The 8,760-nt window shown below is 49.7% G+C and carries 7 protein-coding genes; 5 read left to right on the top strand and 2 right to left on the bottom strand.

Annotation, left to right across the window (positions count from 1 at the left end):
• On the top strand, positions 1-218 hold a 218-nt coding region (locus BSZ32_RS19135), incomplete at its 5' end, for a hypothetical protein (RefSeq protein ID WP_206018715.1).
• Positions 219-293: 75 nt separating this feature from the next.
• Here the strand turns inward: BSZ32_RS19135 and BSZ32_RS03970 are convergent.
• A complete protein-coding gene (locus BSZ32_RS03970) occupies positions 294-1,013 on the bottom strand; it encodes an AraC family transcriptional regulator (protein ID WP_105042227.1) in 720 nt (239 codons plus the stop codon).
• 132 nt (positions 1,014-1,145) lie between these two features.
• On the opposite strand from BSZ32_RS03970, the gene BSZ32_RS03965 reads away from it, so the two are divergent.
• From BSZ32_RS03965 to BSZ32_RS03950, 4 genes are all read left to right on the top strand, one after another.
• Positions 1,146-2,309, top strand: coding sequence for a Gfo/Idh/MocA family protein (locus BSZ32_RS03965; RefSeq protein ID WP_105042226.1), 1,164 nt, complete (start codon positions 1,146-1,148; stop codon positions 2,307-2,309).
• Positions 2,310-2,445: 136 nt separating this feature from the next.
• Positions 2,446-4,476 carry a ThuA domain-containing protein gene (locus BSZ32_RS03960; RefSeq protein ID WP_105042225.1) on the top strand — a complete coding sequence of 677 codons (2,031 nt, stop codon included), beginning with the start codon at positions 2,446-2,448 and terminating at the stop codon, positions 4,474-4,476.
• A gap of 31 nt (positions 4,477-4,507) precedes the next feature.
• Positions 4,508-6,787, top strand: coding sequence for a PVC-type heme-binding CxxCH protein (locus BSZ32_RS03955; protein ID WP_105042224.1), 2,280 nt, complete (start codon positions 4,508-4,510; stop codon positions 6,785-6,787).
• A gap of 212 nt (positions 6,788-6,999) precedes the next feature.
• Entirely contained in the window at positions 7,000-7,656 is a 657-nt protein-coding gene (locus BSZ32_RS03950) for a toxin-antitoxin system YwqK family antitoxin (protein WP_105042223.1), read from the top strand.
• A gap of 423 nt (positions 7,657-8,079) precedes the next feature.
• Here BSZ32_RS03950 and BSZ32_RS03945 read toward each other — a convergent pair.
• Positions 8,080-8,760: helicase associated domain-containing protein (locus tag BSZ32_RS03945; RefSeq protein WP_206018714.1), on the bottom strand; the 681-nt coding region annotated here is incomplete at its 5' end.

Below are 8,760 nucleotides of genomic sequence, written 5' to 3'. Positions count from 1 at the left end.
TTTCTGTTAAGGCGTTTCCCCCAATTCCCAAAAAACAACTGGACTACCTCGCCACAGCAGAGGTGTTGGGAGTCTATAGGAGGGTCGTAATATTGCAAAACCCATATGTAATAATGGATAGCGAGGCTTACCTTTCTCTTAGTCTGTCTTTTTTATGTGTGTGCGACAAAAAACAAGGTCCCATACATCCTCTGGGGGACTGGAACCAACAGCATTGAGAAACATCCAATTCCCCTCTATTGGCGTGTCTTTTTATTGTACGCGTGATCTTTTATCTCTGGGCCTTTCCTTTGCTAGCCTGCTAGTGCTTGAGCTCTATATCGACGAGGTGTCTGACCCATGTGTTTACGGAAATGTAACGTGAATGCGCTTTGATCGTAGAAGCCAAGACTCATGGCGATGCCTGCGAGCTCGTCATTACTGTTACGTAATAATTCACAAGCAGCCTGAACGCGCATTTTGATTAGAAAAGTTTGAGGCGAAATTCCATATACCTCAGCGAAACATCGGCCCAATTGCCTAGATGAAAGCCCTGCGACTTTGGCGAGGTTTTCAATGCTGATTTTATCTCGGAAGTGTTCACGCAGGTATTCCACGGCAGGAGCGATGCGTGAGTAGATTTGGTTGTGATCGTGGGTTCCAGCGTGGCTACGAATGATGCCCATGACTCCAATGACTTTTGCCTTGCGCGAGAACACCGGTAGTTTGTTGGTGATATACCAGTCGGGTAATCCCTGACGGTTAAAAAAGAGTTCGATGACATGCAACTTAGGTTCCTTGGTGCGCATGACCTCCTCATCATCTTTTTTAAAGTGATCCGCTAGGACGGCAGGCATGATGTCATAATCGGTCAAGCCAATGAGCTCGGCTTCTGATGGAAGATTAAAGCGAGCGAGGTAATTTTTGTTCCCTCGCATGAGAACTCCCTGTGCATTTTTCGCGAAAACGAGATACCGGGGATATGGTCGAATAGCCGCTCGAATGATGCTCCAGCTGCTATGTCTTCGAGCCATTGTTGCTGATCCTTAAGGTTCTTCTTCATGCTGTTTCAATATCTATACGGGTTGTCCCGACCGATATATCATAAATAAAGTCCGTATCGACCAAGAAATTTATGGAGAATCCATCTAGCTTGCAGATCACATATGAAGAATACGTCAGTCAGAGTAGCCATTGTCGGCTTAGGTTTTGGATCAGAATTTATCCCGATCTATCAGCGCCATCCCAATGCCGTGATGGAGGCAATTTGCCAGCGTAATGAAGAGAAGTTAAACGAGGTGGGGGACGAGTATGGTGTCGGGAAACGTTACACCAGCTTCGAGGATGTGTTAGCTGATCCTGATATCGATGCGGTGCATATCAACACCCCGATTCCCATGCACGGTCAGCAATCGATTCAGGCATTGAAAGCTGGAAAACATGTCGCCTGCACGGTGCCTATGGCCACCAGTATTGAAGAATGCGAAGAGATCTGCCGCCTTGTGAAAGAAACGGGTTTGAAATACATGATGATGGAAACCGTCGTTTACAGCCGTGAGTTTCTATTCATCAAAGACCTCTACGAGAAAGGTGAGCTGGGTCGTTTACAATTTATTCAAGGAAGCCATCAGCAGGATATGGACGGCTGGCCGAACTACTGGCCAGGACTTCCCCCGATGCACTATGCGACGCACTGTGTCGGACCTGTGTTGGGGTTAACTCGTGCCAAGGCGGAGTCAGTCACGTGTATTGGCTCCGGTCGCATCCGTGATGAGCTGATCGAGCACTATGGCTCACCCTTTGCGATTGAGACGGCTCAGATTAAATTCAAAGACTCCGATGTGCATGGGCAGGTGCTCCGCTCGCTGTTTGATACCGCGCGTCAGTATCGCGAGAGCTTCGAGGTGTATGGTTCGGAGAAAAGTGTCGAGTGGCCACTGATAGAGAACGAACCCCTAGTGGTTCACACGGCCAAAAAACCAGAGCCCGAGATTCCTGAAAATGTCGAGTGTCCTGATTTTGCCCATCTATTACCCGATGAAATTGCGCCCTTTACTACCGGAGGTGTCTTTGGTGGTGAAACCGGCGAGGAGCATCTATCGTTCACTCAGGGCGCAGGACATGGAGGCTCACATCCGCACCTCGTGCATGAGTTTATTTCCGCTCTACTCGAACAGCGTAGGCCCTTCCCAGATGCTGCCGAGTCGGCGAATTGGACCTGCACAGGTATCCTCGCTCATGAGTCGGCGATGGAAGGTGGTGTGACTAAAATGTTGCCTGATTTTGCACAATCTGAGAGCACAAATCCGCAGCATCAAGCTCATTCTTAAACAGCAATTTTATAAAGAAAATATTATCGAGTCCTGCGCGAAAAGGAGACAAGTTGTGCGTCTGCCGGAGTGAAGTCTCAGTTCGAAAACGTATCCTGTTGATCCAAAATACCTTTACCAACCAATCCTATTATTCATGAAAACCTGTTTTTTTATCATCTCGATTTTCTTCGTAGCCATCGCTTTTGCGCAGGAGAAAAAGGCTAAAGTCGTCTTCATCTCGGGCAAGCCGAGTCATGGCCCGGGTGCTCACGAGCATCGTGCTGGAAACATTCTTTTAGCCAAACGACTCAACGAAGCGAATCTCGGGATCGAGGCGATCGTTTTGCCTGAGAACGGTTATCCGAAGGACCCGAAGGTTCTCGAAGACGCAGCGACGGTTGTCATATTCTGCACCGGACATAAGGGGCATCTCCTGAACCCGCATCTCAAGGAATTCGATGCGCTCATGAAAAACGGGACGGGACTGGTCATGATCCACTGGGCGACGGAGGCGCTGACTGGAAGGCCCGGGAAGAAATTTTCGGAGTGGATGGGTGGATTCTGTGATCTGAACTGGTCGGTGAACCCGCACTGGAAACCGAACTTCAAGAACTTCCCGGATCACCCGATCTCTAACGGGTTGAAGCCATTCAGCGTGGATGACGAGTGGTATTATCACATGCGCTTCGTCGCCGGTCTGAAGGGTGTCACTCCGGTTCTTTCAGATCTACCTCCACCGGAAACGTTGAAGCGACGGGATGGTGCACGGAGTGGGAATCCGGATGTGCGCCGTGCGGTGGCGAATGGCGAGAGCCAGCATGTTGGTTGGGCCTACCAGCGACCGGATGGCAAGGGCCGTGGATTTGGTTTCACGGGCGGGCACTACCACGTGAGTTGGCGGAACGACATGTTTCGCAAGGTCGTGCTGAACGCGATCCTTTGGACGGCACATGTCGATGTTCCGAAAGCTGGTGTTCCCTCAAAAACGCCAACTGATGAGGAGTTGAAACAAAACCTTGATGACAAAGGGAAGCGGAAGAAACCAGCACCACAGGTAAAGAAATTGGACAGCCGTCCACCTCTCGAGACCCTAGTGAATGCGATCGATTCATCGGGGAATCCTGAAACACAGAAAGCTCTAATCAGCGGCATTATTCTGGGACTCAAGGGTCAGCGGAATGTCAAGCCGCCGAAAGGTTGGTCGGCGCTTAGCGCGAAATTTGTAAACAGCGATGATGCCCAATTGAAAAAACTCGCAAAGCAACTCAGCCAGGTTTTCGGCGACGAATCGGCGACCCTGCAGGCGATCGCGACCTTGAAAGATAAAGCAGCCGATTTGGGCGATCGGCGCTCAGCGCTCGCATCTTTGTTGATTCAGCGACGCAAGGAGTTACCTGCCATCTTAAAGACCCTTCTCGATGAAGAGCCGCTCCGAATCGAAGCCATCCGTGGCTTTTCGGCCTTTGAAATCCCCAACGCTGGGGCGATCTTGTTAGGGCGGTATCCCGACTTTGAACCGGCCGCTCAGCGAGCCATCATTGAAACCCTGGCAACTCGAAAGAAGTACGCCGAATCGCTTTTCCAAGCACTCGAAGCCAAGACCATTTCGAAAGATGCGATCCCGGTCTACGCGATACGCTCCCTCGGCAAATTGCTCGGAAGAAAATTCACCAAAACCTATGGAGTCCTCAAGTTTGATGAAGACAAGGAAGCGCTCATTGCCGAATACCTGAGAATTGCAAGAGCCGGTGAACTGGCAAAAGCAAGTGCTTCCAAAGGGCGAGGGGTTTATCAAAAAGCCTGCATGGCTTGCCACAAAATGTATGGCGAAGGGGGTATCGTTGGGCCTGATCTCACAGGATCGAATCGCGGAGATCTCAACTACCTGCTACTCAACATTATCGATCCTAGTGGTGACATTCCTGATGCCTACAAGATGGTAACAGTGACCACAAACAACGGCCAAGTCCTCACCGGAAGTGTCACCAAAGAAGATGATCAGCGACTGGTCCTCAGCATGGTCGGGCAGAAGACCACTGTCGCCAAGAGTGACATTAAATCTCGCGAGACTTCGAATGTCTCGATGATGCCGGAAGGGTTGTTGAAAACTCTGACCCCTAATGAGGTTCTGAATCTCTTTAAATACATGCAAACGCAGGAGCAAGTGGCCCTGCCAAAGCGCTAGTCCTCACCCATAACCTCTCTCTACTTTTCCAATGAAAACCAATTTATCAGTATCTCGATTCAAACTCATTTGTTTGTTCCTTTGCCTTTCATCCGCGGCCTTCGCACAGCGCGGGAAGCAACACAAAAGCAGCGACGCGCCTTTTCTGAAACCCGCCGAAGCCGTCGCAGCGATGGAGATCCCCGAGGGATTCGAAGTCTCGATCTTTGCGGCGGAACCAGACATTGGAGAACCCATTGCCTTCACCTTCGACGGCCGCGGTCGACTCTGGGTTGTGGAGAACTACAACTACGTCAATCGAAGGAGCCACAAGCAGGATGAGATTCTCAGCCGAATTCAAATCTTTGAAGATACCGATAGCGATGGTGTCTTTGACACGAAGAAGCTGTTCACCGATCAGATCAAATTTTCCTCGGGGATAGCGGTGGGATTTGGAGGCGTTTATCTCGGATCGCCACCTGAGTTGCTTTTCATTCCGGATGCGGATGGTGATGATGTCCCTGACGGGAAACCTGAGATCTTGCTCGACGGTTGGGGCTTCCAGGACCGACACGAAACGCTGAATAGCTTCATCTGGGGCCCGGACGGTTGGTTGTATGGATGCCACGGGGTTTTCACTCAATCGTGGGTCGGGAAACCCGGCACTCCGAAAGAGGATCGAGATTTCATCGATGCCGGAATCTGGCGATTTCATCCGGTCAAAAAAGAGTTCGAGATTTTCGCCCGTGGGCTTTCGAACTCGTGGGGATTTGATTTCAATGATGTCGGCCATGGCTTCGCAACCTGTTGTGTCATCCCGCATTTGTTTCACATTGTTCAGGGCGGCGTTTATCACAAGCAATCCAAGGCCCACGTGAATCCTTATGTCTACGACGACATCAAAACGATTCGCGATCACACCCACCTCTCGGCACATGGCGGAGCTCGGTTCTATCTCGCTGATACATTTCCTGAAAAATACCGCGACCAGCTATTCATGTGCAACATTCACGAGCACTCGGTCCTTACCGATGTGATGGTGCCGAAGGGGTCGAGTTACATCGGCCAACACGGCGAAGACTTTATGCCCACCAACGACCTCGCGTGGGTTGGTTTCAGCGTTGAGATCGGCCCTGATGGCGGCGTCTATATTCTGGACTGGCACGACACGGACATCTGCGGCAACTCGATCAATTTCCCCAACAGCGGACGGATTTATCGCATCATGCCAAAGGGGGCGAAAAAGATTCAGCGACCCAACATCGGTGAGCTATCGGACATCGAACTCGTGGCAATGCAAAGTCACGCGAACGATTGGTATGTCCGGCAGGCTCGCGTTGAATTGCAGGCTCGTTCGGCGACCGGGAAACTAGATCGAAAACCCGTCTACGCTGCGCTCGAAAAGCAATTCGCGGAGGCGACCACCAGCCCGAAACGACTGCGCGCGCTGTGGGCGATGCATGTCGCAGGATGCTATGCAGGTGACAGGCAAGAAGCGCTTGCCGCCCTGCTGAGCCACGAGGATGCGCACATCCGGGCTTGGTCGGTGCAGTTGCTCACCGAAGACAAGAAACCGAGCGACGACGTTCTCGCCAAGTTCTTGGAGATGGCAACGGACGACGACTCCCCAACCGTCCGCCTCTATCTAGCTTCCGCGGTGGGCCGACTTCCTATCGAACAACGTTGGCCGATTCTGGCAGCTCTGGCGCAACACGAAGAGGACATCGGCGACAGCAACATTCCCCGCATGCTCTGGTTCGCGCTCGAGCCAGCAGTGCCGCAGTTTCCTGACAAGGCGCTTCAGACTGCCATTTCGGGAAAAATTCCGTTTCTTCAAGAATCCGTTGCCCGCCGTATGCTGAGTGGTTCTTTGACGAAAAGTAATGGTAAACGAGTGAACGATTCAGCGAAATGGAAAAGCATCGTCGCCGAGTTTGCCCCCGGATTTGAGCCCTTCAATGTCGGGCAGGGTGGAGTCAGAAAACTACAAGAATTTCGGAATGAGCAGGGCTTTCAGACGCATCCGAAAGACAAAGACACTCCCTGTTCTCTGAAGCGAACCGTGAAGATCCCGGCGAATCAGAAAACCACCTTGAAGCTGCGGGCTAGCTACCACCCTCACGCCGACTGGCAACTGCGAGTCCTGGCTGACAAAGAACTGCTTCACGATCAAATTGTCAGCTACAAAACCGTTAAAACCGAATGGATCAACCTTGAAATCGACCTCTCGAAATACGCAGGAAAATCGATCAATCTCATTCTCGAAAACAAGGCCAACAACTGGATGAACGAGTTTGGCTATTGGGGATCAATCAAAATTGTGACCGAATAGATTTATAATACCCCATTCCTCGGTAACCGTCTGGTTAGCAGAAAAGGGGTATTGGATACGGGGAGTTCTAGGCATGAGGTGATGCTGGATGAAGAAGATTAAATTAGAAGATTTATCACCTGACCCCTTTTTTTTGAGGGCTGAAGTTGGTTGGGTGTGGAAGAGGTGATTCTAGTTGCACACTACCCTGTCTAACTATTATAGCTAGAGTCATGAAATTCCCAACCATAATCCTCGCCCTAATCCCAGCAATGATGCTTTTCAGTGGATGCGCTATGAATGAAAAAGCTGAGCCAGCTAAATCAGCTAAATCAGCTAAATCAGCTAAATCAGCTAAATCAGCTAAATCAGCTAAATCAGCTAAATCAGCTAAATCAGCTAAATCTGTGAGAGTGATAGTGTTAGATAAATTACAAGATAGAAATGGTGTTTACTATGAAGTAAATCAGACGTCTCCTTTTACAGGGCTATGTCAAAGTTTCTATTCAAATGGTCAGAAGCAGTCAGAGGTGAACTACAATAGCGGGAAGAAGCTAGGGGTGCAAACTGACTGGCACAAGAACGGCCAGAAGAAGCAAGAGCTGAACTGGAAGGACGGGGGGCACCATGGTTTGCGAACTGGCTGGTATGATAATGGGCAGAAGCATTGGTTGGCGAACTACAAGGACGGGAAGAAGCATGGTGTGCAAACTTGGTGGCGCGAGAACGGCAAGAAGAAGTCAGATTTGAACTGGAAGGACGGGGTGAGGCATGGTGCTGTAACTGAGTGGTATGAGAACGGCCAAAAGAGGTCAGAAGTGAACTACATTGAAGGGAAGGTTCATGGCATGAAAACTCGGTGGGACCAGAATGGTGTGAAGGTAGACTGACGCGCGCATGAGCTAGCCGATTAGGCGTTAAGAAACCAAATCAAAGCCGCACCTTAAATGATGCGGTTTTTCTGTGCTTAGATCAAAGCGTCCGCGCGTCCATGCGCTAAACAAAACTCCCGCCATGCGGTGAGGCATGACGGGAGAATTAACAACTATATGATGAAACAAGGCGAATGAATAACGCCTATCCACATGAACCAAATGTGGACGCGATTAAGATGGCAAGGTGTGAGTATAATGCAAACTAAAAGACGAGGCGTTCGTGTAGAAGTTTGAGCGCCATGCCCAAAGAAAAAGCCGCACCTTAAATGATGCGGCTTTTCTGTGCCTAGATTGAATCGCTAGAGGGTGGGTGTAATCGCGTCGAACGTGCTTTGATAAGGCTGGAGTGGGCTGGGTTTTGAGAAAGAAATTCTAGTTTCACTTCACTTTCCAAACAAAACCCAAAGCATCAAGGCGCTGAACTTGTTCCGGGGTTAATCTGTCTTTCCTACTTCTTTGCATGTTGACCCAAGCTCCTAATTTATAATTAGAAGCGGTGATGTGCTTTGCGGCTACCAAGCAATCACCATGTTCTTCTTTGTAGGTGCTGATTTCTTTCAATCCCTTTTCCCACTGCTCTGCATATACATCCCAAACAAATCCCAAAGCATCAAGGCGCTGAATTCTCTCTGGGGTTAATTTGTCTTTCTTTGTTCTTTGAGTGTTAACCCAATTCCTTAATTTATAATTAGAAGCGGAGATGTATCCTTTTGGTACCAAGCAATCACCATGTTCTCCTTTGTAGGAGCTCAGTTCTTTAATTCCCTGTTCCCATTGCTCTGTTAATGGATCCCAAATAAACCCCAAGGCATCAAGGCGCTGAATTTGTTCTGGGGTTAATCGGTCTTTCTTTGTTCTTTGGGTGCTGACCCAAACCCCTAATTTATGACCAGAGGTGGTGATGTGCCTTTGGAACACCAGGCAATCACCATGTTCCTCTTTGTAGGTGCTCAGTTCTTTAATTCCCTGTTCCCATTGCTCTGTTAATGGATCCCAAATAAACCCCAAGGCATCAAGTCGCTGAACTTGTTCTGGGGTTAATTTGTCTTTATTAACCTG

Source organism: Rubritalea profundi, assembly GCF_002954445.1.
In the GTDB taxonomy this organism is placed as follows: domain Bacteria; phylum Verrucomicrobiota; class Verrucomicrobiia; order Verrucomicrobiales; family Akkermansiaceae; genus Rubritalea; species Rubritalea profundi.
This window is presented reverse-complemented; position numbering and strand designations above follow the sequence as displayed.

Excerpts from the sequence above, each read along its gene's own strand:
- BSZ32_RS03955 (WP_105042224.1), top strand. The coding sequence starts at position 4,508 with ATGAAAACCAATTTATCAGTATCTCGATTCAAACTCATTTGTTTGTTC.
- BSZ32_RS03960 (WP_105042225.1), top strand. The coding sequence starts at position 2,446 with ATGAAAACCTGTTTTTTTATCATCTCGATTTTCTTCGTAGCCATCGCT.
- BSZ32_RS03970 (WP_105042227.1), bottom strand. The coding sequence starts at position 1,013 with ATGGCTCGAAGACATAGCAGCTGGAGCATCATTCGAGCGGCTATTCGA.
- BSZ32_RS03950 (WP_105042223.1), top strand. The coding sequence starts at position 7,000 with ATGAAATTCCCAACCATAATCCTCGCCCTAATCCCAGCAATGATGCTT.
- BSZ32_RS03965 (WP_105042226.1), top strand. The coding sequence starts at position 1,146 with ATGAAGAATACGTCAGTCAGAGTAGCCATTGTCGGCTTAGGTTTTGGA.